This window comes from Gemmobacter lanyuensis, from assembly GCF_014652355.1.
In the GTDB taxonomy this organism is placed as follows: Bacteria; Pseudomonadota; Alphaproteobacteria; order Rhodobacterales; family Rhodobacteraceae; genus Gemmobacter; species Gemmobacter lanyuensis.
This window is the reverse complement of the sequence record NZ_BMYQ01000005.1, coordinates 202,952-224,371: the sequence shown is the minus strand read 5'-3', so window position 1 is coordinate 224,371 and position 21,420 is coordinate 202,952. Positions and strand designations below refer to the sequence as shown.

At 63.9% G+C, this 21,420-nt stretch carries 22 protein-coding genes; 6 read left to right on the top strand and 16 right to left on the bottom strand.

Annotation, left to right across the window (positions count from 1 at the left end):
• The 5 genes from IE101_RS10790 to IE101_RS10770 form a co-directional block, all read right to left on the bottom strand.
• On the bottom strand, positions 1–488 hold a 488-nt coding region (locus IE101_RS10790), incomplete at its 3' end, for an electron transfer flavoprotein subunit beta/FixA family protein (protein WP_189633833.1).
• A gap of 156 nt (positions 489–644) precedes the next feature.
• Positions 645–1,217 carry a cob(I)yrinic acid a,c-diamide adenosyltransferase gene (locus IE101_RS10785; protein ID WP_189633832.1) on the bottom strand — a complete coding sequence of 191 codons (573 nt, stop codon included), beginning with the start codon at positions 1,215–1,217 and terminating at the stop codon, positions 645–647.
• Positions 1,217–1,426, bottom strand: coding sequence for a twin transmembrane helix small protein (locus tag IE101_RS10780; protein ID WP_189633848.1), 210 nt, complete (start codon positions 1,424–1,426; stop codon positions 1,217–1,219). Before IE101_RS10780 ends, IE101_RS10785 begins: the two co-directional genes overlap by 1 nt.
• Before the next feature lie 70 nt (positions 1,427–1,496).
• Complete coding sequence (locus IE101_RS10775; protein WP_189633831.1) at positions 1,497–2,330, bottom strand: SDR family NAD(P)-dependent oxidoreductase; 834 nt, start codon at positions 2,328–2,330, stop codon at positions 1,497–1,499.
• A gap of 61 nt (positions 2,331–2,391) precedes the next feature.
• Positions 2,392–2,799: an SH3 domain-containing protein gene (locus IE101_RS10770; protein WP_189633830.1), complete on the bottom strand. Its 408-nt coding sequence runs from the start codon at positions 2,797–2,799 to the stop codon at positions 2,392–2,394.
• 135 nt (positions 2,800–2,934) lie between these two features.
• Between IE101_RS10770 and parC the strand changes: the two genes are divergently transcribed.
• A complete protein-coding gene (gene parC, locus IE101_RS10765) occupies positions 2,935–5,238 on the top strand; it encodes a DNA topoisomerase IV subunit A (RefSeq protein ID WP_189633829.1) in 2,304 nt (767 codons plus the stop codon).
• A gap of 134 nt (positions 5,239–5,372) precedes the next feature.
• A complete protein-coding gene (locus IE101_RS19995) occupies positions 5,373–6,251 on the top strand; it encodes a calcium-binding protein (RefSeq protein ID WP_189633828.1) in 879 nt (292 codons plus the stop codon).
• A gap of 175 nt (positions 6,252–6,426) precedes the next feature.
• Here IE101_RS19995 and pheS read toward each other — a convergent pair whose 3' ends face one another.
• From pheS to pyk, 5 genes are all read right to left on the bottom strand, one after another.
• Positions 6,427–7,506: a phenylalanine--tRNA ligase subunit alpha gene (pheS, locus tag IE101_RS10755; protein WP_189633827.1), complete on the bottom strand. Its 1,080-nt coding sequence runs from the start codon at positions 7,504–7,506 to the stop codon at positions 6,427–6,429.
• 185 nt (positions 7,507–7,691) lie between these two features.
• Positions 7,692–8,057, bottom strand: a complete 366-nt coding sequence (gene rplT / locus IE101_RS10750; RefSeq protein ID WP_189633826.1) for a 50S ribosomal protein L20 — start codon at positions 8,055–8,057, stop codon at positions 7,692–7,694.
• Positions 8,058–8,069: 12 nt separating this feature from the next.
• Positions 8,070–8,270, bottom strand: coding sequence for a 50S ribosomal protein L35 (gene rpmI, locus IE101_RS10745; RefSeq protein WP_149140168.1), 201 nt, complete (start codon positions 8,268–8,270; stop codon positions 8,070–8,072).
• 142 nt (positions 8,271–8,412) lie between these two features.
• Positions 8,413–8,637: a hypothetical protein gene (locus tag IE101_RS10740; protein WP_189633825.1), complete on the bottom strand. Its 225-nt coding sequence runs from the start codon at positions 8,635–8,637 to the stop codon at positions 8,413–8,415.
• A 29-nt stretch (positions 8,638–8,666) separates the two neighbouring features.
• Complete coding sequence (gene pyk / locus IE101_RS10735; protein ID WP_189633824.1) at positions 8,667–10,112, bottom strand: pyruvate kinase; 1,446 nt, start codon at positions 10,110–10,112, stop codon at positions 8,667–8,669.
• A 246-nt stretch (positions 10,113–10,358) separates the two neighbouring features.
• Here pyk and IE101_RS10730 point away from each other — a divergent pair, with 246 nt between their 5' ends.
• Complete coding sequence (locus IE101_RS10730) at positions 10,359–11,099, top strand: N-formylglutamate amidohydrolase (RefSeq protein ID WP_189633823.1); 741 nt, start codon at positions 10,359–10,361, stop codon at positions 11,097–11,099.
• A gap of 42 nt (positions 11,100–11,141) precedes the next feature.
• Here the strand turns inward: IE101_RS10730 and IE101_RS10725 are convergent, their stop codons facing one another.
• Positions 11,142–12,002, bottom strand: coding sequence for a D-amino-acid transaminase (locus IE101_RS10725; RefSeq protein WP_189633822.1), 861 nt, complete (start codon positions 12,000–12,002; stop codon positions 11,142–11,144).
• A 190-nt stretch (positions 12,003–12,192) separates the two neighbouring features.
• Here IE101_RS10725 and IE101_RS10720 point away from each other — a divergent pair, with 190 nt between their 5' ends.
• A complete protein-coding gene (locus IE101_RS10720) occupies positions 12,193–13,155 on the top strand; it encodes an L-malyl-CoA/beta-methylmalyl-CoA lyase (protein ID WP_189633821.1) in 963 nt (320 codons plus the stop codon).
• A 252-nt stretch (positions 13,156–13,407) separates the two neighbouring features.
• Entirely contained in the window at positions 13,408–14,367 is a 960-nt protein-coding gene (locus tag IE101_RS10715; RefSeq protein WP_189633820.1) for an acetyl-CoA carboxylase carboxyltransferase subunit alpha, read from the top strand.
• 18 nt (positions 14,368–14,385) lie between these two features.
• On the opposite strand, the gene IE101_RS10710 is transcribed toward IE101_RS10715, so the two are convergent.
• Genes IE101_RS10710 through IE101_RS10700 form a run of 3 tightly spaced genes read right to left on the bottom strand, consistent with a single transcriptional unit; the run spans position 14,386 to position 16,687 of the window.
• Positions 14,386–15,120 (bottom strand): lysophospholipid acyltransferase family protein, encoded by a 735-nt coding sequence (locus IE101_RS10710; protein ID WP_229804108.1) that lies wholly within the window; start codon positions 15,118–15,120, stop codon positions 14,386–14,388.
• Positions 15,120–16,016, bottom strand: a complete 897-nt coding sequence (locus IE101_RS10705; protein WP_189633819.1) for a cell division protein FtsX — start codon at positions 16,014–16,016, stop codon at positions 15,120–15,122. Before IE101_RS10705 ends, IE101_RS10710 begins: the two co-directional genes overlap by 1 nt.
• Positions 16,016–16,687, bottom strand: coding sequence for a cell division ATP-binding protein FtsE (locus tag IE101_RS10700; RefSeq protein WP_189633818.1), 672 nt, complete (start codon positions 16,685–16,687; stop codon positions 16,016–16,018). The genes IE101_RS10705 and IE101_RS10700 overlap by 1 nt, the downstream gene beginning before the upstream one ends.
• A 168-nt stretch (positions 16,688–16,855) precedes the next feature.
• Between IE101_RS10700 and IE101_RS10695 the strand changes: the two genes are divergently transcribed.
• On the top strand, positions 16,856–17,623 hold the full coding sequence (locus IE101_RS10695) for a zinc-ribbon domain-containing protein (RefSeq protein WP_189633817.1): 768 nt from the start codon (positions 16,856–16,858) through the stop codon (positions 17,621–17,623).
• 2 nt (positions 17,624–17,625) lie between these two features.
• Here IE101_RS10695 and IE101_RS10690 read toward each other — a convergent pair whose 3' ends face one another.
• Together IE101_RS10690 and lysA are read right to left on the bottom strand one after the other, a co-directional pair.
• Entirely contained in the window at positions 17,626–20,058 is a 2,433-nt protein-coding gene (locus IE101_RS10690; RefSeq protein WP_189633816.1) for a DUF4175 domain-containing protein, read from the bottom strand.
• 35 nt (positions 20,059–20,093) lie between these two features.
• Positions 20,094–21,359 carry a diaminopimelate decarboxylase gene (lysA, locus tag IE101_RS10685; protein ID WP_189633815.1) on the bottom strand — a complete coding sequence of 422 codons (1,266 nt, stop codon included), beginning with the start codon at positions 21,357–21,359 and terminating at the stop codon, positions 20,094–20,096.
• Positions 21,360–21,420 lie beyond the last annotated feature (61 nt).

The window sequence follows — 21,420 nt, the reverse complement described above, 5'->3', positions numbered from 1 at the left end:
ACCTCACGCGTCACCGTCGCCGCGTCACCCTCAACCGAAAGCTCGCTGGCAAAGGTAGCCTGCGACCACCCCAGCAGCGCCGAGAGCATCTGACCCGTCGCGTTCAGGTCATTGTCGATCGCCTGCTTGCCCGCAAGGATCAGGCCCGGCGCCTCTTCCTTCGCTACCGCCGCCAGGATCTTCGCCACGGCGAGCGGTTCGATGTCGGTATGCACGTCCGACGCAGCCTCAACCAGGATCGCCCGGTCCGCCCCCATCGCAAGCGCCGTCCGAAGCGTCTCTTGCGCCTGCTTCACGCCGATCGACACAACCACAATCTCGGACGCGATCCCCTTCTCCTTCAGACGGATCGCCTCTTCCACCGCAATCTCGTCAAACGGGTTCATCGACATCTTCACATTCGCAAGATCAACCCCGCTCCCGTCCGCCTTCACGCGAACCTTCACGTTGTAGTCAATCACGCGTTTGACAGGCACCAAAACCTTCATCAGCGGCAATCTCCCAGATTTCCGGCCCAGAGATGGACCTTTTTGATCTCTTCGGAGCGTTGTTAGCCCGGCACCGACATGGAAAACAATCCAAAAGCGACACGCTGCGACGCTGAGACGCCGCGTCTTCAACGCAGCGTCAAGCAGAGAAAAAACTCAGCGCGTAAGGCCCGGCACCCAGAGTACGTCGGCGCGACCTTCGTCATTTGCGATGCGCGCTGCGACAAAGAACCAATCCGACAGGCGGTTCAGATACTTGACCGCCTCAGGGTTGATTTCCTCCATCGTCGCCAGCTCAACCGTCAGCCTTTCGGCCCGGCGCGAGACGGTGCGGCACAGGTGCAAATGCGCGGCCAGCGCGCTTCCGCCGGGCAGGATGAAACTGCGGAGCGGTTCCAGCGCGGCATTCATGCCGTCGATTTCCGACTCGAGTCGGGCGACTTGGCTGCTGAGGATCCGCAGCGGCACATAGCCAGCCTCGTGATCGCGGGCCATGTCCGGGCGGCAAAGGTCGGCACCAAGATCAAAGAGGTCATTCTGGATGCGCTGCAGCGCCTCATCCACCGGGCCCCCGGCATGCAGACGCGCCAGGCCAAGCGTCGCGTTGGTTTCATCGACCGTGCCATAGGCCTGCACCCGCAGGCTGTGTTTGGCGACCCGGGCACCATTGCCAAGGGCGGTTTCCCCGGCATCCCCGGTCTTTGTGTAGATCTTCGACAGGACGACCATCAGTTCCCCCAGCGGCTGCGAACAAAGGCAAAGGTGACGATCAGGATGACCGCCGCCGCCTGCGCGATGATACGATACCGCATCAAGCGATTGGCGTGTTTGCGGTTGAAATCGCCCCCTTTGGCGAAGCCGCCGATGCCGATCATCAGGATGATCAGCACGCCGAAACTGGCCAGGGCGGCGAGAATGAAGAGCGGGTCATTGAGCAGCATCTGCTTCCCCTTCCGTGCGATGGCGCCACATGTAGCGGCTTTACCCCGAAAGGCGAGAAGAATTCGCCTAGACGCGGGAAATCAGCCAATCAAGTGCGCGGGTGGGCAGGATCCGCCGGGCAAGGCCCATCAGATGCGTGGCCTTGGTCACGTAATAGCGGGGCCGGGGCCGCCGACTTTCCAGCGCATGGATGAGCTTTGCCGTCACCGCCGCGCAGGGCAGTTCGAACAGGTCAGGCCCGGTTTTCGGTTCATAAAGCCGGTGCAGCAGGCTGCGGTATTCCTCGACCCGGGCAGAGTTTTCCCAGTCGATCCATTTCTCGAAATGAGGGATGGAGTTTTCGCGGATTCGGGTCGGGATCGGCCCGGGTTCAATCAGGATGATATCGATGCCGGTCCCGCGCATTTCCACGCGCAGCACGTCGGTCAGCCCCTCCATCGCAAATTTGGTCGAGACATAGGCCGCACGCCAACGCATGCCGACCAGACCCAGCACCGAGGAACAGTTCACGATCCGCCCGTGGCCTTGGGCGCGCATCAGGGGAATCACCTGCCGCGTCAGGTCATGGTAGCCGAAGAGGTTGACCTCAAAGATCTCGCGCAGCGCGCCGCGGGGCAGATCTTCAGCGGCGCCGGGGCAGGCGAAGGCGCCGTTGTTGTAGAGCGCATCCAGCGTGCCATCGGTTCGGCGGCGCACTTCTTCGACCGCGGCGGTGATCGAGGCTTCGTCGGCGTAGTCGAGGGGGAAGCTTTCCAGCCCTTCGGCCCGCAAGCGATCGCAATCCGCCTCTTGTCGGCACGTCGCAAAGACGCGCCAGCCGCGGGCATGCAGGCTGCGTGCGGCATCAAGCCCGATGCCGGATGAACATCCGGTGATCAGGACGCTGCGCGGGGATGACATGATCTGCTCCGATTTTTCCCAAGGGGATAAGGGCTTTTCCGCCTCGGTGCAATTCCGCTGTTCAGGGCGCGGACTCGGACAAAAGCTCGGCCGCGACATAGCCGGTCAGCCCGTTGCCCGCGGCAGCGATATGTGCCCAGCCGTTGCCTTCGGTCCAAAGAAGCTGCGCCATAGCCCCCTTCAGCAGTTGGCCCACCACGGCAAATTCGGTGGATGGTCCCTCGCGCAGGTTTACGGTATCGGCCTGGACATAGCGCATCGTCTGCGGCGCCTCGGGCGGGGCGGCCTTCACCAGGGGCAAGACCAGCGGAAGCTCGGGCAGGGGCGGGGCGCGCGGAACCATCGGGCGGGCGGCGGTAATCGCCGCTTCGGCCGGGCGAAGGCCTGCGCGGGTCTGGCCGGTATCCTCCCCGGCGATCCGCAGGACAAGGAACAGAACGGCACAAAGGCCTGCACACAAACGCAGCATGATGGCACCCGGAATCACTCGTAACCCCCTGTCTTTAGCATGGTCTTGCAGGGGGGAACGGGGAAAAAACCGCGGCCCGCGGCTTGGGTCGCAAAACGGCTGGACCGGGCCCAAGGCAGAGTTTACACAACATCCATGACCGACAAGACAGACAGCCCCAATATCGAGCCCGCGACCCATTCCGAGCCGTTGCGCCGCGCCATTGGCGAGCGCTATCTGACCTATGCGCTGTCCACGATCATGCATCGGGCGCTGCCGGATGCGCGCGACGGGCTGAAGCCGGTGCATCGCCGCATCCTTTATGCGATGCGCGAATTGCGCCTGTCGCCCACCGGTGGGTTCCGCAAATCGGCAAAGATTTCAGGCGATGTGATGGGCAACTATCACCCCCATGGCGATGCCGCGATCTATGATGCGATGGCGCGTCTGGCGCAGGATTTCAACGTCCGTTACCCGCTGGTCGATGGTCAGGGCAACTTCGGCAATATTGATGGCGACAACCCCGCCGCCAGCCGTTACACCGAGGCGCGGCTGACCCATATTGCCGAACTGTTGATGGAAGGCCTGACCGAGAACGCGGTCGATTTCCGCCCCAACTATGACGGCACGCTGGAAGAGCCGGTGGTAATGCCCGCGGCCTTCCCGAACCTGCTGGCCAATGGTGCAAGCGGCATTGCCGTGGGCATGGCGACGAATATCCCGCCCCATAACCTGCACGAACTGATCGATGCCTGTCAGGCCATGTTGGCCGACCCCGAGGTGTCGGACGCAGAGCTGGTGCGCCATGTGCCTGGCCCTGACTTCCCCACCGGCGGCGTCATCGTCGAGCCGCGCGAGAACATCCTTGAGGCCTATCGCACGGGGCGCGGCGCCTTCCGCCTGCGCGCCCGCTGGGCGGTTGAGGATCTGGGCCGCGGCCAGTGGCAGATCGTTGTCACCGAGATCCCCTATCAGGTCCAGAAATCCAAGCTGATCGAGCGTCTGGCTGAACTGATCCAGACCAAGAAGGTGCCCGCGCTGGCCGACGTCCGCGACGAGAGCGCCGAGGATGTCCGCATCGTGCTGGAGCCCCGCGCCCGCACCGTGGAGCCCGAGATGCTGATGGGGATGCTGTTCAAGAACAGCGACCTCGAAATCCGCTTCAGTCTGAACATGAACGTGCTGATCGACGGCCGCGTGCCCAAGGTCTGTTCGCTCAAAGAGGTGCTGCGCGCCTTTCTGGATCATCGCCGCGATGTTTTGCAGCGCCGCACCCAGCACCGTATCGAAAAGATCGATCACCGGCTGGAAATCTTGGATGGCTTCATCATCACCTTCCTCAATCTGGATCGTGTGATCGACATCATCCGCTACGACGCCGAGCCGAAAGCGGCCCTCATGGCCGAAACCTGGGGCAAGAAGCACAAGCGCGCGACCTCGGAAGAGGATTACCAGCCGCCGAAGCCCGGCAAGGGTGAGCTGTCAGAGATTCAGGCCGAGGCAATCCTGAACATGCGGCTCCGCAGCCTGCGGAAGCTGGAAGAGATGGAGCTGGTGGCCGAACGCGATGCCCTGCGGGCGGAACGTGCGGACCTCGCGGCGCTGATGGCCGATGTGGGCCTGCAATGGGCGCGCATCGGGCGCGATCTGGCGGATGTGCAGGGGCAATTCGGCAAGACGACCGCGCTTGGCGCCCGCCGCAGTGACTTTGCCGACCTCGCCGATGTCGAGGAAGTGCCGATCGAGGCGATGATCGAGCGTGAGCCGATCACGGTCATCTGCTCCAAAATGGGCTGGATCCGCGCGATGAAAGGCCATGTCGCGCTGGATACCGAGGTGAAGTTCAAGGATGGCGACGAAGGCCGCTTCATCTTCCACGCCGAAACGACCGACCGCATCCTTCTGGTTGGGGCAAACGGGCGCTTCTACACACTTCTAGGTGCCAATCTGCCCGGTGGGCGCGGCATGGGGGAGCCCGTGCGCCTGATGGTGGATCTGCCCAATGACAGCGACATCACCGATCTGCTGATCTGGCGGCCGGGCGAAAAGCTGCTGGTCGCATCGACCGCCGGCGACGGTTTTGTCGTCCCCTCGGAAGAGGTGATTGCCCAGACCCGCGCGGGCAAACAGGTTCTGACGGTGAAGGACGGCATCAAGACCGCGCTTTGCCGTCGCATCACCGGCGATCATGTCGCCGTGGTGGGCGAAAACCGCAAGCTGCTGGTCTTCAAGATCAGCGAGCTGCCGGAAATGGCCAAGGGCAAGGGTGTTCGCCTTCAGAAATACAAGGATGGCGGGCTCTCGGATGCCATCACCTTCAATATCGTCGACGGTCTGACATGGAAAGACCCCGCCGGGCGCACCCGGACCGAATCGGATCTGTCGCAATGGACAGCGTCCCGTGCCGCGACCGGCGCCATGGCGCCACGCGGCTTCCCGCGCGACAACCGTTTTACCTGATCCACCCTAGCATGATCACCGCTATGGCCCCTGCAATCGCAGGGGCCATTTTTCATGGTCCCGCCGAATTTGCATTGCGCCTTGCTCGAATTCTGTTTGATTGAAAGATATTTCAGTCGTTGTGGGAGGCTTAGATGGCTGTCTTGAATTTTACGCCTGTTCGGACCTACTGGCCCGCCCTGAACATGATTGCAGAGCGGCAGGACTTCGACAGCGTGATCACGGGGGGGACAAGCATCTCCTACACGTCCAACTATGTGCAGTTGAACGTGCCCAATGATGCCTCGGTTCGCTTCTTGGGAACGAATCTGGTGGTGGAGGTTTCGGGCGGCATCTTCACAGGCGTCAGTTCTGGTACGCTGACCGGGATGCTGGTCCGCATCAGTGGCGTACCAGATCCGCTCAGCCTGACGGGGCTGAACCTTTCTGCAAACACTTTTGTTGACCACCTTCTGGCAGGGCGTGGGCCGCAGGCCTTCAACATGCTGGTCGCTGGTAATGACGACATCAACGGCGGCTCGGGCAATGACGTGCTGTTCGGCGGCGCCGGGCGGGATACGGTGGATGGCAATGCAGGCGCTGACCGGCTGCTGGGCGATGCGGGCAATGATGTGCTGAACGGCGGTCTCGGGGCAGATACGCTTGTGGGCGGCATAGGCAACGACCGTCTCAACGGCGGGGCGGGCGCCGATCAGCTGACCGGGGGGCGTGACGCCGATGTCTTCGTCTTTGCCAATCGCGGGACCGTCGATACCGTGTCCGACTTCAACGCTGCGGCAGATCGGATCGAAATCGACCGGGACAGCTTTGTCGGCCTGGGCAATCTCGGGGCGATCGGGGGGCGTTTTGTCGCCGGGACATCCGCCGTCGATGGTGCAGACCGGATCATCTATCAGCAATCGACCGGCCGCCTTTGGTTTGATGCCGATGGCAACGGCGGCGGCACCAAAGTGCTGATCGCGGATTTCGCGGATGGAACTGCGCTCACAGCGGCCGACATTATCGTGATCTAAGGCTCGGGCGGCCTGTGCGCCGCCCAGTCCCTCAGTCTTCGATCAGCTTGCAGCGGATGGGAAGCGCCTTCCTGGCCAGATCCGGGTTCGGACCTGATATCAGGACCAGACAGGCCGCAGCATCTTTACCGATGCCATGAAAAAAGGCGCCCGAATGCGGGCGCCTTTCAAACTCTCAGCGGCTCAGCCCGCCCGGCAGATCCGGCAGGTCGAGGCTTGCGAACCCATAATGCCGCAGCCAGCGCAGATCCGATTCAAAGAAGGCGCGCAGGTCCGGGATGCCGTATTTCAGCATGGCCAGCCGGTCGATCCCCATGCCGAAGGCAAAACCCTGCCATTCGTTCGGGTCCACGCCCGCCGCCGCCAGCACCTTCGGATGCACCATCCCCGAGCCGAGGATTTCCATCCACTTGTCGCCCTCGCCGATCTTCAGCTGACCGCCGACATTGGAATAGCGGATGTCCACCTCTGCCGAAGGCTCGGTGAAGGGGAAATGGCTGGCACGGAAGCGCAGCTCGACCTTGTCCACCTCAAAGAAGGCGCGGCAGAACTCTTCCAGCACCCATTTCAGGTTTGCCATGCTGATGTCGCGGTCAATCGCCAGACCCTCGACCTGATGGAACATCGGCGTATGGGTCTGGTCCATGTCCATCCGATAGACCCGGCCCGGCGCGATCACGCGGATCGGCGCGCCCTGCGCCATCATCGCCCGGATCTGCACCGGGCTGGTATGGGTCCGCAGCACATGCGGCGGCCGCTCATCCCCCGCGTCACGATGCATGAAGAACGTATCATGCTCTTGCCGCGCCGGATGCTCGGGCGGAATGTTGAGCGCATCGAAATTGTACCAGTCGCTCTCGACCTGCGGGCCCTCGGCCACGGCAAAGCCCATATCGGCGAAGATCGCCGTCAGCTCGTCCATCACCTGGCTCACCGGATGGATGGTGCCCACCCGGCGCGGGCGCCCCGGCAGCGTCACATCCAGCCATTCGGTCCGCAGCCGGGCATCCAGTGCCGCATCGGCCAGCGCCGCCTTCTTGGCCCGCAGCGCGGCATCGATCTCGTCCTTGACGACATTCATCGCGGCGCCTGCGGCTTTGCGTGCGTCGGGCTCCATCTTGCCCAGACCCGCCATCAGGGCCGAAATCTCGCCCTTTTTGCCAAGCGCGGCAATCCGCACCTCTTCCAGCGCCGCCTCGTCCGCTGCCTTGGCAATCGCCTCGACATATTTCCCGCGCAGCTCTGTCAGGTCCATTCGTGCCTCCGTCATTCTGTTGCGGTGCTAGCCCTGACAGGCATCTTTTGCAAGACTGCCGCCCTTCCCGTTGTCCAAATATCCCGGGGGAGGGGCCAGCGGCCCCGGGGGCAGCGCCCCCAGAGTCGCGCAAAGAAAAAGCCCCGCCGAAGCGGGGCCCTTCCAGATCCGTCAGTTGCCTGAAATCAGGCGGCCAGCGCGGCCTTTGCCTGAGCGGCGATGGCGTTGAACGCCTCGGGCTCATGCACGGCCAGATCGGCCAGAACCTTGCGGTCCACTTCGATCCCGGCTTTCGCCAGACCGTTGATGAAACGCGAATAGGTCATCTCGAGGTCGAACAGACGGACGGCCGCGTTGATCCGCTGGATCCACAGCGCGCGGAAGTTGCGCTTGCGGGTCTTGCGGTCGCGGGTCGCATACTGGTTGGCCTTGTCGACAGCCTGAGTCGCGGTGCGGAAGTTCGTCGAGCGAGCGGCGTAGTAGCCTTTCGCAGCCTTGATCACCTTGCGGTGACGGGCGTGGGTCACCTTGCCGGATTTAACGCGGGACATATGAAGTTCTCCTTACCGGTCGTAGGGCATGTATTTTTTGACGATTTTCGCATCGCTCTCGCACAGGATCATAGCACCCGATGCATCGCGCACGAACTTGGTCGTCCGTTTGATCATGCCGTGACGTTTGCCGGCCGGGCCAGCTTTCACACGACCGGAAGCAGTGAAGCTGAAGCGCTTCTTTGCCGCCGACTTGGTCTTCATCTTGGGCATTTCCATCTCCTCGTTGAGGGTGAACGCACGACTCGGCAATGCCACAGAGGCCGGACGCGCGGGGTAGAGCGGGCCGTATAGGGCCCATCCGGGAAAAGTGCAAGCCAGGAAAGGAAAAAGGCGGCCTTTGGGCCGCCCGTTCCTATCGCATCAATTGCCCGATGACCCGGTAAAAGGCGTTCGGGATGTCCTGAACCTCATATCCACCGGGTTTCTTGGTCAGCGCCATCACGACAAGCGATCCGCCGATGAGAACCAGGATCGAGGCCGCGCGTGGCACGCGGCCTTCGGAATAGGCGGCAAAGACCGCGGGAATGGCCAAGGCGACAACGATGATCCCGATGACGAGATAGAGATCCGTGTTCACGGCCACCCCCGATATTGTGCCCTGCCAGATTACTCCGGGTCGGCGCGGTGAATCAACCGCTCGTCACAGGGTGCGACACGCAGGATGTTCGTGGTGCCGGTGACGTTGAACGGCACGCCTGCAGTCACGACGATCTGGTCCTTTTCGGTGGCAAACCCATAAGAGCGCGCGGCGCGCACGGCCGAAATCACGGCGCCCTTGAAGCGGTCCTGCTCTTCCGTCACGGCGCAATGGGCGCCCCAGGTCAGGCAGAGCCGACGCGCTGTCCCGATCAGCGGCGTCAGGCCGATGATCGGCACGCGCGGACGTTCGCGGGCAACCAGGCTCACCGTCGTCCCCGATTGCGAGAAGCAGCAGATCGCCTTGATGTCGGCGGCCTCTGCGATTTCGCGGGCTGCGGCGACGATGCCATCGGCCACGGTGGTGCGGACCACCTTGCGGCTTGCCTCGATGATGTCGCGATAGGTCGCATCGCTTTCGACGCTGATCGCGACATTGTTCATGGTGGCTACAGCTTCGATCGGGAATTTCCCGGCGGCGCTTTCCGCCGAGAGCATCACTGCATCGGCGCCCTCATAGATCGCGGTTGCCACGTCCGACACCTCGGCCCGGGTGGGCACGGGGCTTTCGATCATCGATTCCAGCATCTGGGTCGCCACAATCACCGGCTTGGCTGCGGCACGGGCCTTGCGGACCAACTGTTTCTGGATCGGCGGCACGGCATGGACCGGCAGTTCAACGCCCAGGTCGCCACGGGCCACCATGATGCCATCGGCCACGGCCAGAATGGCATCATAGGCCTTCACGGCGGCGGGCTTTTCGATCTTGGCCAGAATCGCGGCGCGGCCGTTGGCCAGCGCGCGGGCCTCGATCACATCTTCGGGGCGCTGCACGAAAGACAGGGCAAGCCAGTCCACGCCCAGTTGGCAGGCCACTTCCAGATCGGCACGGTCCTTCTGCGACAGCGCCGCCAGCGGCAGCAGCACGTCGGGGACGTTCACGCCCTTGCGATTCGAGATGGTGCCGGCCACGGTCACGGTGCAATCGGCAAAGTCCTTGCCGCAGGCATCGACATGAACGCGGATCTTGCCGTCATTGATCAGCAGCGAAGACCCGACTTCCAGTGCGGCAAAGATTTCCGGATGCGGCAGCTGTACGCGCGTCGCATCGCCGGGGGTATCGTCCAGGTCAAAGCGGAAGCTTTGCCCTTCGACCAGATCCACCGGGCCATCGGCGAAGGCGCCGACGCGCAGCTTCGGACCCTGAAGGTCGGCCAGAATGGCGATCGGGCGGCCGATATCGGCCTCGACCTTGCGGATGATTTCGTGGCGCGCGCGAATGTCGTCGTGGGTGCCGTGGCTCATGTTCAGGCGGAACACGTCGGCCCCTGCCTCGAACAAATTGCGAATGGTATCATAGTCGGACGATGCGGGCCCCAGGGTGGCCACGATCTTCACATTGCGCATCCGTCTCATGCTGCCGGTTCCTTGTCTGTCTTGTTCGGTCATCACGGGCCGAAGTCGTTATGGAGCAAAACCGCCGCGGCGGCAATCTGGCATTTGTTAGCGGTAACACGCTTGCGCGTCAAAAATCGCCCTTGTCGCATCAATCCCGACATTCGCGCGTGTTTCAGAGGCCAAGTGCTGCGTTTCCATCGATTGCAGATTCCGTGCCGTCGCGCCATGCCCTATGTGGATGTGACGCTGACTGGTGACGCAAAGATGACGACCCCCGCTTTTCAGATCTATGGTGAAGACCGTCCGGGCCGGTGGCTTGTGACCTGCGATCATGCCTCGAACCGGGTCCCGCCGGCCATCAATGGCGGTGTGCTTGGCATCGCGCCGCAGGACATGGCGCGGCATATCGCCTGGGATCCCGGCGCCGCGGGCGTCTCCATCGCGTTGGGTGCGGCGCTGGACAGCCCCGTGATCTGCTCTGATTTCTCGCGCCTCGTGATTGATCCCAACCGGGGCGAGGATGATCCGACGCTGGTGATGCGGCTCTATGACGGCACCATCATTCCCGGCAACCGCTATGTCGATGCGGCGGAAATCGAGCGGCGAAAAGAGCTGCTCTATCGTCCCTATCACGCGGCGTTGGCCCAGCTGGCGGCGCGGCGGCCCGATACGGTGATCGTGGCGATCCACAGCTTCACCCCCTGCCTGCGCGGGCGGGCGCCGCGGCCCTGGCATATCGGCATCCTGCACAGCCATCTGGATACGCGCCTGTCCCTGCCGTTAATTGCGCGGCTGCAGCAGGAACCCGATCTCTGTGTGGGGGACAACCAGCCCTATAACGGCCACTTGCCGGGCGATGCGATTGATCGCCATGCGCTGGTGCCGGGGCGCCATAACACCCTGATCGAGCTTCGCAATGACCTGATTGCCACACCGGCCGATCAGGTGGCCTGGGCCGCGCGTCTGGCGCCGATCCTGACCGAGGTGCTGGCCGGGCTGGCCTAGGCGCGGGAAGGGCAGGGGCCCAAAGGCCCCCGCCTGAGAGGGTCAGATCGCGGCTTTCCGCATCTCTTCAAGATAGATCTCGCGCAGGCGGGTCGCCACGGGGCCGACCTTGCCGCCGTTCAGCGCGGCGCCGTCGATTTCCACCACCGGCATCACGAAGGCCGAGGCCGAGGTGATGAAAGCCTCATCGGCTTTCTGCGCCTCATCGATGGTGAAGTTGCGCTCTTCGATCTCCATCTGCGCCTCGGCGGCGAACCGCAGCACGGCCGCGCGGGTGATGCCGTGCAGGATGTCGTTCGACAGGGCGCGGGTGATGATCTTGTTGCCCTTGACGATATAGGCGTTGTTCGAGGTGCCTTCAGTCACGAACCCATCTTCGACCATCCATGCATCATCAGCGCCCGCCTGTTTGGCGGCCATCTTGCCCATCGAGGGGTAGAGCAGCTGCACCGTCTTGATGTCACGCCGGCCCCAACGGATGTCGGGAACGGAGATCACCTTCCAGCCGGTTTTCGCGGCGGGGCTTTCGGCAAGGCCGGGCTTCGACTGGGTGAACAGCACGACCGTCGGCGCCACGTCATTCGCCGGATAGGCGAAATCGCGGTCACCCGGATTGCCGCGCGTCACCTGCAGATAGACCATGCCATCCACGATGTCATTGCGGGCCACCATCTCGCGGTGGATGGCCAGCCATTCTTCATCGCTATGCGGGTTCTGCATGGCCAGTTCCGACAGTGACCGCGCCAGACGTTTGCAGTGACCGCCAAAGTCGATCAGCTTGCCGTCCAGCACGCTTGTCACTTCATAGACGCCATCGGCCATCAGGAAGCCGCGGTCAAAGACCGAGATCTTCGCCTCTGCTTCCGGCACGTAATCTCCGTTCACGTAAACGGTGCGGCTCATCGCTCTTCCCCTTGCGTTGGCCCAATAAACAAGGGCGGTTTGCGGCAGGGCGTCCGGCGCGTCAAGCGCGAATGCCCTTCGCTGCCACGCAGCAGCCATGCTGCGGCTGCAAATCACACTTGATTCTGTGCGCGCAAGATTATAACCCATTCACAGCGATCCCTGAAATTTCATTGCCGAGACACTGACGATGAGCTTCCGCATCCAGCCTGCCGCCCCCGCCCGCCCGAACCGGTGCCAGTTGTTCGGCCCCGGCTCGCGTCCCGCGCTGTTCGAGAAGATGGCCGCTTCGGCCGCCGACGTGATCAACCTGGACCTTGAGGATTCCGTCGCCCCTTCGGACAAGGATCAGGCCCGCGCCAATATCATCACCGCGATCAATACGCTGGACTGGGGGAAGAAGTATCTGTCGGTGCGGATCAACGGGCTGGACACGCCCTATTGGTACCGGGATGTCGTCGATCTGCTGGAGCAGGCGGGCGACCGGCTTGATCAGATCATGATCCCCAAGGTCGGCTGTGCCGCCGATATCTATGCCGTTGATGCGCTGGTCACCGCGATCGAACGCGCCAAGGGCCGGGCCAAGCCGATCAGCTTTGAGGTCATCATCGAATCGGCCGCCGGGATCGCCCATGTCGAGGAAATCGCGGCCTCTTCCCCGCGTCTGCAGGCCATGAGCCTCGGTGCCGCCGATTTCGCGGCCAGCATGGGGATGCAGACTACCGGCATCGGTGGGACGCAGGAAAACTATTACATGCTGCGCGAGGGAGCCAAATACTGGTCCGATCCGTGGCATTGGGCACAGGCCGCCATTGTCGCCGCCTGCCGTACCCACGGCATCCTGCCGGTGGACGGTCCTTTCGGCGATTTCAGCGATGATGAAGGCTATCGCGCGCAGGCGCGCAGGTCAGCCACGCTGGGCATGGTCGGGAAATGGGCGATTCATCCCAAACAGATCGCGCTGGCCAATGAGGTTTTCACCCCCTCAGAGACCGCAGTCGGCGAAGCACGCGAGATTCTGTCCGCCATGGAGGCCGCGAAGGCCCGTGGCGAAGGTGCGACTGTCTATAAGGGCCGTCTTGTGGATATCGCCTCTATCAAACAGGCAGAGGTCATCGTGCGCCAAGCCGAAATGATCGCTGCGGGTGCCTAAAAAACCGTTGACAGACTGCCTTGCCGAAACGCAGGCTACTGTCATGAAAGTTTAAAAAAGCGTCGCTTTGAAAAGCGATACCCGCGCCATGAAGGGAGAGGAGGCCCGACATGGCATCACGGGGGGAGCACGCCCCGCAGCCCGGCTGCGGGGCGTTGCCGTTTCCGGCACCGCAGGCGAGTTGCATCTTTCGCCGCGCTTGGCCATATAGAAGGCCGTTTCCCCGCCGTCCCCACTTGGGAGGAGTGCCCGATGAACTACCTCGAATTCGAAAAGCCGCTGGCCGAGATCGAAGGCAAGGCCGAAGAGCTGCGGGCGCTCGCGCGTGCCAACAAGGAAATGGACGTCGAGAAAGAGGCCGCGGCGCTGGACCGCAAGGCCGAATCGTTGCTCAAGGATCTGTACAAGGATCTGACGCCCTGGCGTAAATGCCAGGTCGCGCGCCATCCCGACCGGCCGCATTGCAAAGATTACATCGACGCGCTCTTTACCGAATATACCCCGCTGGCCGGCGACCGTGCCTTTGCAGACGACCATGCTGTCATGGGGGGGCTTGCGCGCTTCAACGATCAGCCGGTCGTGGTGATCGGCCATGAAAAGGGCAATGACACCAAGTCGCGCATTGAACGCAATTTCGGCATGGCCCGCCCCGAGGGGTATCGCAAGGCGATCCGGCTGATGGATATGGCGCATCGCTTCGGTCTGCCGGTGGTGACGCTGGTCGATACGCCCGGCGCCTATCCGGGCAAGGGCGCCGAAGAGCGTGGTCAGGCTGAGGCCATTGCCCGCTCGACCGAGAAATGCCTTCAGATCGGTGTGCCGCTGCTGTCGATCATCATCGGTGAGGGTGGTTCGGGCGGGGCCGTGGCCTTTGCCACCGCGAATCGCATCGCGATGCTGGAACATTCGGTCTATTCGGTAATCTCCCCCGAAGGCTGCGCCTCGATCCTGTGGAAAGATGCCGAAAAGATGCGCGAAGCCGCCGAGGCCCTGCGCCTGACTGCGCAGGACCTGCAAAAGCTGGGCGTGATCGACCGCATCATCAAGGAACCGCTGGGCGGCGCACAGCGTGGCCGCAAGGAAACGATCGAGGCCGTGGGCAAGGCGGTCGAGACCATGCTGAAAGAGCTGTCGGGCAAGAAACCCGAGGTGCTGGTCAAGGAACGCCGCCAGAAGTTCCTCGACATGGGAACCAAGGGCCTCGCGGCCTGATCCGAAAGGCGGGGCCGGTCAGGCCCCGCGCGTCGCCTCGGCCAAGAGCGCATCCGAGGCTGTCTCCACCTCACGCTCCAGCGTGGCCATGAAGGCGCTGTTCGACAGGCCCGGCTGCAGGGGCGGCAGGAATTCCACGACCGCCGTGCCGGGTTTCCGCAGGATGCCGCGCTTGGGCCAGAAAACGCCCACATTGGTGGCGACTGGCACGCAATCCTGTTTCAACTGGCTATACAGCAGGGCCGTCCCCACCTTGTAGGGCGCGCGCACGCCGGGGGCCACACGGGTGCCCTGGGGATAGATGATGAGCTGTCCCGGCAAGCTCGCCCCGGATTTGACATCCGCCATCATGCGCGAAATGGCGGCGCCGCGTTTGCCGCGATCCACCGGGACACAGCCGATCCGCAGCGCGTACCAGCCCAGAATCGGCGCCATGACCAGCTCTTTCTTCATCACGAACTTGCCGCGCGGCACCGCGCCGAAGATCAGTATGATGTCGAGGAAGCTTTGGTGCTTGGCTGCAATCAGCACCTCGGTCTGCGGCACCGGGCCGCGCACTTCGGTGTTCAGGCCGGTCAGCACGCGCAGGCTGATCCGGACCCAGGCGCAGAAGCTGCGGCAGGCAGTATGGGCATGGCGCCGGTCGATCAGCGCGGGGATCAGCATCACCACACCGATCACCAGCATCGCAACATACATCTGGACGATGAAGATCAGCGACAGCAGCCATTGAAGCGGCAGGATACGGCGCATCACATTAACCCCCGAAGCTTCATCAGCGCGGCGCGGCGGGTGGCTGCAAAGGCCACGATGGCCGCGATGAGCGGCAGGGCCAACGGCAGGAACCAGCCCGCCCCGCTGAAGCCCAGCCCCGTCAGGAACCCGCCCGCCGCATCGGCCGAAGGCAGCAACGCAATTCCCGCCATGCCCAGCAGGGCGCCTGCCAGCGCGCCCGTAAAGGCCCGCAGCGTGAAGCGGCGCACGAAGGCCCGCGCGATATAGGCATCCTGCGCACCGACCAGCCGCAGAACCTCGATCACCTGCGAATTTGCAGCCAGTGCGGCATTGGCGGCCAGGGTGATCATCCCCGCCATGGTGCCGCCGATCAGCAGGATCGACAGATAGCCCAGCACGCGCAGGCGCCCCGCTGCCGTCGCCAGCGGGCGGCGCCAGCGGGTGTGATCATCCAGCACGGCGCCGGGGGCCTCGGCCGCAAGGCGCTGGCGCAGGCCCTCAGCGTCATAGCCCTGGGCGGTCTCGGTCAACTCGATCAGGCGCGGGATCGGCAGGGCCTCGACCGGAAGGTCGGGGCCGAACCAGGGCTCCAGCAGCTTGCGCTGTTCCTCATCGCTCAGCGCCTTGGCGCTTTCGACGCCGGGGGTGGTCGCCAGCACATCCAGCACGACACGGGTCTGCATTTCAATCTGGTCCGGCGGGGCCGAGATCCGTACCGTCGCCGTGCGCGCCAGTGCATCCGACCAGCGGTCCGCCATCCGCCCCGAGGCCAGCGCCAGCGCCAGCGCGAAGACGGCTAGGAAGGTCATCGCGCCCGCCGTGAAGCTTGTGAGCCAGGCCGTATGCCCTGAGGGCGGCACCACGCGATCAGCCTGCCGGTCGCCGCGCAAGAAGAGTGTCAGCGGATTGGTCATCACAGATCGGCCCCCGCCAGTTGGATGCGGCGGTTGCGGATGCGGAGCACCCGCGCCGCAACATGCGATTTCGCCTGCCGGATCAGGTTCAGGTCATGGGTGGCAACGACGATGGTCTTGCCCATGCGGTTCAATTCGACCAGCAATTGCAGCAGCCGTAGCGACATTTCCCAGTCGAGGTTTCCGGTCGGTTCATCGGCCAGGATGACCTCGGGGTCCACGATCACCGCCCGCGCCAGCGCTGCCCGCTGCCGTTCCCCACCTGAGAGCGACGGGGGCAGCGCGTCGGCCAGATGGCGCAGCCCGACCCAAGCCAGCAGATCGCCCAGGTCCTGCCCGCTGACCTCGCGGTTCGACACGGTCAGCGGCAGGGTGACATTGGCCGCCAGCGGCAGATGATCGAGGAACCGGCAATCCTGATGCACGACGCCGATGCGCTGCCGCATCAGCGCGACCTCATCCCGGCCGAGCGACCGGACCTCGCGGTCGAACAGCGTGACATGGCCCGCCGTGGGCAGCAGCTCGGCATAGCAGAGCTTGAGAAAAGTGGATTTGCCCGCACCCGACGGCCCGGTCAGAAAATGGAAAGACCCCGGCGCCAGCCGCAGGGACATTTCCGACAAAAGCTCGCCGCCGCCATAGTTGTAGGCCACATTCTCGAACGAAATCACGATTGGTCCCTTCCGCAGACGCGGCGCACAATCGCCCGGATGCGCGGCGGATTCAACGGTTTGCCGGGCGCAATCTGGAAAATCCTGTGGGGCGCAGGCTTGGAACACGGGGGGTTCGTTGCTAGAAAGGGCGCAACAAGAGGCCGTCGAACGGCAGGAGCGGTAAAGATGCGTCTGATTTGCCCCAATTGCGATGCGCAATACGAGGTTGCCGATGAGGCCATCCCGGATGAGGGGCGCGACGTCCAATGTTCGAATTGTGGTCATGCCTGGTTTCAGCTGCCGCCTGCCGTTCTGGAAGCGCAGGCCGCCGAGGCGGAAGTTTTCGACCCGCCCGTCGAAATGGCCCCGCAAATCGGGGCCGAACCCGCCGCCCCTGCATTGCCCGAGCCTGAGCCGGAACTGTCACCCCGCGCGGCACCTGCGGCGCGCAACCTTGACGAAAGCTTGGTCGCCTTGCTGAAGGAAGAGGCCGAGCGCGAGGCACAGGCCCGCGCGCGGGAAGAGCCCGCCCTTGAAACGCAAGGCGATCTGGGTTTGGAGGCGCCGCAGGTCAGTGCCGCGGCCCGGCGGATCGCCCAGTTGAAGGGGGTGGAAGAGGAAAACGCCGCTGACCTGCATGTCCGACCGGCCAAGGGACGCGACCTTCTGCCGGATATCGAAGAGATCAACTCGACCCTCAGCCCCGCCGCCGATCCGATCACTGCGGCCCCGGTTTTGCGTACCAAGGCGGCCAATGCCAGCTTCCGCAGCGGGTTCAGCCTGGCGCTTCTTGTCGCGGCGGTGGCGGTGGCGGCCTATGTGATGGCGCCGCGCATCGCCCAGCAGATGCCGGCAAGCGCTGATCTTTTGATCGCCTATGTTGCGAAGGTCGATGCCGCGCGGCTTTGGCTGGATGGGCTGATGCAGCGCGCGATCATGGCGCTGCAAGGCTGACCTCAAAACAGGTCCAGCAGCCGTTTCAGGTAATCGCGTTCATTTTCGGCGCGCTGTTGTTCACCGGCGCGGCGGCGGATTTCGTCCAGCAGGTCTTGCGCACGGCGCTGCACATCCTGACCGTTCAACAGATTGTCGTCTGATCCGATCCGGCCTGCATTGCCTGTATCGCGCCCCAGCGGATCAGGGGCGCCGTTGGGGTCAGCATTCCCCCCGGGCACGCCATCGCCGGTGCGGCCCTGACGCTCGGCTTCGGCCTGTGCATCATTCAGGGCCCGCAGCCCATCGCGCATGCGATCCATCGCATCGGCCTGACGGTCCAGCGCGCCCGAGAGATCACCTTGGCGCAAGGCGCGTTCCGCCTGCTCCATCTGACGTTCAGCCTCATCGAGAGACTGGCGGCCGGCCTCACCCGATTCGGTATCGGGACCGGGCAGTTGTTGACCGTTCAGGGCATCCAGTCGTTCACGCAGCTGGCGCTGTTCCTCGGCCAGCGGGTCGTCGTCGCCGGGCCGATCTCCCTGTTGCAACTGGCGGAAGGCCTCATCCGACAGGCCTTGCTGGTCGCGCAGCGTTTCCTGTAGCCCCTTCATCCCCGGCATCTGCGGCCCGCCCTGACCACCCTGACCTTCGGTCATCTTCAGGTTTTCCAGCAGCTGTTGAAGCATGGCCATGGCCTGCGCAGCTTCGGCCATCTTGCCTTCTTCCATCAGGCGCTGGATTTCATCCATCATCTTCTGGATCTGGTCGCCGGTGATCTGCATCTGTTGCCCCGCATCGGCCTGTCCGCCATCGGGGTTGCGCTCGGCCTCTTCCGCCAGGAGGCGCATGTAATCATCGGTCGCGGCGCGCAGTTCATCCATCAGGTTCTGGATTTCCGCCGGGTCGGCGCCATTGCGGATCGCCTCATTCAGGCGGTCCTGCGCGCGTTGCAGCCGTTCCCGGGCCGAGGCAAGATCGCCCTCCTCAACCAGCAGCGCAATCTCCCACAGCTCTTTCGCCAAGTCGTCGCGCAGGGCCGGGGTCAGGTCGGACCCTGCCGCAGCAAGACGGTCAATCGCGGCCAGCAGCCGGTCGAAGGTGGCCTGATCGCGGATCAGATCTTCGGGCAGATGGGTCACGGCGCGGAAGATCTGCGCTGTTTGCGGGCCATTCGCGCGGTTCCACAGCAGATCGCGGCGGAGTTCGATGATGGCAGCGGCGAAGGGATCAAAGAACCGCTTGCCCGGCAGGATCAGCGACAGCGGCGCCGTGCCACCGGTCTGGCCTGCGGCATCCGTCACCTCAAGCCGCACCTGCACGGGCATATTGGCGAAAGGATGCTGCGAGATATCTTCGACGAGCGCCTCTTCGAATTTCGCGCGATTGCCGCTGATGGGCAGCGGCAGGTCCAGTTCAAGCGGCGCGCGCGGTTCGGGGTCCGGGGTCAGGCCAAAGCGGCGATCGATCTTGGCCAGATCAAGCGTCACCGTCGCCTTCCCGCCTGCGATGCCGAAGTCATCCTCGACCCCGAAGGGAAGGCGCATCTTGCCATCGCGTTCGCGCGTGACTTCGCCCTTGATCTGCACCAGCGGCGGCGCGTCCTTCAGGGCCATGATCTTCCATTCGCGCCCGCCGGGGCCATTGATCGCAATGGCGCCGTCTTGCATCACCTCAAAACTCTGGGCGAGGTCCGAGGCCGGGGCAGGGGTCGTCGCGCCCGAAACGGTTTCCGACAGGGTCAGCGCGCCCACCTCGCCGTAAAGGCGGACTTGCACGCGAGTGCCGCGCGGCAGATCCAGCGTGCGCGCCGAGATGTCGTTCAGGTAAAGCGCGGGCTTGCCGGTATAAAGCGGTGGCTGTGCCCAACCCTCCCATGTCGGGCCGTTCATCATCGCTTCCGCCGGGCCGGGCCCAAGACCCGTGACCGAGGCCACCCGCCAGATTGAGCCGAACATCAGCGCGCAGACAAAGAGCGTCAGCGCCATGTAGCGCAGGCCGAAGGGGTCGCGGCTGGCCAGATGCAGCTCGGGGCGCACGGGGCGGGCGGCGGCGGCACGGGCAGCCATGCGCGCGCGATGCGCCTGCCAGACCGCGACCGAGGCCGGATCGCTGCCGCCAATCGCCTGATCGTCGGCCAGCGCCGAAAGCGGCTGGCCGGGTAGTGAGGCGTCGAGCCGGGCCAGCGCCTCGGCCCGTGTCGGGATGCGGAATTGGCGCAGGCCGCGGGTCAAGGACCAGACCGCCCCGACGATGGCGGCAACGAGGCCGGTCCATGCCGCTTCGAGCGCGACCATATCCTGCAGGCCGAAGGCCAGAATTGCCAGCGTCGCCAGCGCAACGGTCCAGAGCGGCCAGAAAGCCCGCGACAGGCGTTCCGCCCAAAGCCCTGCCCAAGTCAGCCGCAAGGGCCAACGGATGCGGGTCAGCACATCGGGGGCTTTCGCCTGTTCCATCGCCCTTTCACGTACCGGCCGTGTGACGGCCGTCCTTACAACCAATCCGGGATGCTATCCCGCTTGAGAATTTCGTCATAGCTGGGCCGGGCCCGGATGACGGCGAAGTGATCGTCCCTCACAAGTACCTCTGGCACAAGGGGTCGGGTGTTATATTCGCTCGCCATGACCGCGCCATAGGCCCCGGCCGAGCGGAAAGCCACCAGATCGCCCGCCGCCATGAGCGGAAGATCGCGCCCTTTGGCAAAGGTATCCCCGGTTTCGCAGACAGGGCCGACCACATCGAAGGGCACGGTCGGTGCGCCTGCTGCGGGTTCGGCTACGGCGATGATGTCGTGATGGGCACCATACATCGAAGGTCTTACCAGATCGTTCATCGCCGCGTCGAGGATCAGGAAATCCCGGCCCTCGCCGTTCTTCACATAGATCACGCTCGAAACTAGTACCCCCGAGTTGCCCGCGATGAGGCGGCCGGGCTCGATCTCGATCTCGCAATCCAGATGGCCCAGCGTGCGCTTGATCATGGCGCCGTAATCGGTGGGCAGGGGCGGCGCCTCGTTCGAGCGGGTATAGGGGATGCCTAAACCGCCGCCGAGGTCGAGGCGCCGGATGTTGTGGCCATCGGCGCGCAGGGCCTCGGTCAGCTCGGCGACCTTGCGGAAAGCCATCTCGAAGGGCTCAAGCTCCACCAGCTGGCTGCCGATATGGACGTCGATCCCCACGACCTCAAGACCGGGGAGGGCCGCCGCCTCGGCATAAACGGCGCGGGCGCGTTCGATCGGGATGCCGAACTTGTTTTCCTTTTTGCCGGTCGCAATCTTTTCATGCGTGCGCGCATCGACATCGGGGTTCACGCGCAGGGTGATCGGCGCGCGCAGGCCCATTTCGGCAGCGACCTCTGACAGGGCGCGCATCTCCGGCTCGCTTTCGACGTTGAACTGGCGGATGCCACCTTCCAGCGCGATCCGCATCTCCTCGCGCGTTTTGCCGACACCGGAAAAGACGATGCGATCACCCGGCACACCGGCGGCCTTGGCGCGCAGATATTCCCCGATGGAGACCACATCCATGCCCGCGCCCAGATCACCCAGCAGCTTGAGCACGGCGACATTCGACAGCGATTTGATGGCAAAGCAGACAAGGTTCGGCAGGGGCGAAAGCGCCTCTTTGAACAGCTGGTAATGGCGCGTCAGCGTGGCGGCCGAGTAGCAATAGAAGGGGGTGCCGACCTGGGCCGCAATCTCGGCCAGGGAAACATCCTCGGCATGAAGGCTGCCGTTGCGGTAAATGAAGTGATCCATGCGCTGTGCCTCCTGCCGGCCGGTCTGGCATGGCTATAGCAGAACGTCCCGGGCGCGCAAT

Excerpts from the sequence above, each read along its gene's own strand:
- IE101_RS10785 (WP_189633832.1), bottom strand. The coding sequence starts at position 1,217 with ATGGTCGTCCTGTCGAAGATCTACACAAAGACCGGGGATGCCGGGGAA.
- IE101_RS10775 (WP_189633831.1), bottom strand. The coding sequence starts at position 2,330 with ATGTCATCCCCGCGCAGCGTCCTGATCACCGGATGTTCATCCGGCATC.
- IE101_RS10770 (WP_189633830.1), bottom strand. The coding sequence starts at position 2,799 with ATGCTGCGTTTGTGTGCAGGCCTTTGTGCCGTTCTGTTCCTTGTCCTG.
- parC (WP_189633829.1), top strand. The coding sequence starts at position 2,935 with ATGACCGACAAGACAGACAGCCCCAATATCGAGCCCGCGACCCATTCC.
- IE101_RS19995 (WP_189633828.1), top strand. The coding sequence starts at position 5,373 with ATGGCTGTCTTGAATTTTACGCCTGTTCGGACCTACTGGCCCGCCCTG.
- pheS (WP_189633827.1), bottom strand. The coding sequence starts at position 7,506 with ATGGACCTGACAGAGCTGCGCGGGAAATATGTCGAGGCGATTGCCAAG.
- rplT (WP_189633826.1), bottom strand. The coding sequence starts at position 8,057 with ATGTCCCGCGTTAAATCCGGCAAGGTGACCCACGCCCGTCACCGCAAG.
- rpmI (WP_149140168.1), bottom strand. The coding sequence starts at position 8,270 with ATGCCCAAGATGAAGACCAAGTCGGCGGCAAAGAAGCGCTTCAGCTTC.
- pyk (WP_189633824.1), bottom strand. The coding sequence starts at position 10,112 with ATGAGACGGATGCGCAATGTGAAGATCGTGGCCACCCTGGGGCCCGCA.
- IE101_RS10730 (WP_189633823.1), top strand. The coding sequence starts at position 10,359 with ATGACGACCCCCGCTTTTCAGATCTATGGTGAAGACCGTCCGGGCCGG.
- IE101_RS10725 (WP_189633822.1), bottom strand. The coding sequence starts at position 12,002 with ATGAGCCGCACCGTTTACGTGAACGGAGATTACGTGCCGGAAGCAGAG.
- IE101_RS10720 (WP_189633821.1), top strand. The coding sequence starts at position 12,193 with ATGAGCTTCCGCATCCAGCCTGCCGCCCCCGCCCGCCCGAACCGGTGC.
- IE101_RS10715 (WP_189633820.1), top strand. The coding sequence starts at position 13,408 with ATGAACTACCTCGAATTCGAAAAGCCGCTGGCCGAGATCGAAGGCAAG.
- IE101_RS10710 (WP_229804108.1), bottom strand. The coding sequence starts at position 15,120 with ATGCGCCGTATCCTGCCGCTTCAATGGCTGCTGTCGCTGATCTTCATC.
- IE101_RS10705 (WP_189633819.1), bottom strand. The coding sequence starts at position 16,016 with ATGACCAATCCGCTGACACTCTTCTTGCGCGGCGACCGGCAGGCTGAT.
- IE101_RS10695 (WP_189633817.1), top strand. The coding sequence starts at position 16,856 with ATGCGTCTGATTTGCCCCAATTGCGATGCGCAATACGAGGTTGCCGAT.
- IE101_RS10690 (WP_189633816.1), bottom strand. The coding sequence starts at position 20,058 with ATGGAACAGGCGAAAGCCCCCGATGTGCTGACCCGCATCCGTTGGCCC.
- lysA (WP_189633815.1), bottom strand. The coding sequence starts at position 21,359 with ATGGATCACTTCATTTACCGCAACGGCAGCCTTCATGCCGAGGATGTT.